This window comes from Streptomyces sp. SID3343, from assembly GCF_009865215.1.
In the GTDB taxonomy this organism is placed as follows: Bacteria; Actinomycetota; Actinomycetes; order Streptomycetales; family Streptomycetaceae; genus Embleya.
The window spans coordinates 1-252 of record NZ_WWJX01000372.1 but is presented as its reverse complement, the minus strand read 5'-3'; the positions used below and the strand labels follow the sequence as shown (position 1 = coordinate 252).

Annotated in this window: 1 protein-coding gene; it reads left to right on the top strand. The window is 73.8% G+C overall.

Translation table 11 applies throughout. The annotated features are described in order from the left end of the window. Nucleotides 1-252 (top strand): cation:proton antiporter (locus GT354_RS12290; protein ID WP_202511807.1); only part of this gene is annotated, 252 nt, incomplete at both ends.

Below are 252 nucleotides of genomic sequence, written 5' to 3'. Positions count from 1 at the left end.
CGGCCCTGCCGGCCGCCACGGCACTGGCGCTGGCCGGTGTCGCGGTGAGCGTCGGGGTCACGGCGTCGGCCGCGCACTACCTGATCGGCCTGGAGTGGCGGCAGGCCCTCATCATCGGGGCGGTCGTCTCCTCGACCGACGCCGCGGCCGTGTTCTCCGTGCTGCGCAAGATCCCCCTGCCCGCGCGCGTGATGGGCACGCTGGAGGCGGAGTCCGGCTTCAACGACGCCCCGGTGGTCATCCTCGTGGTGT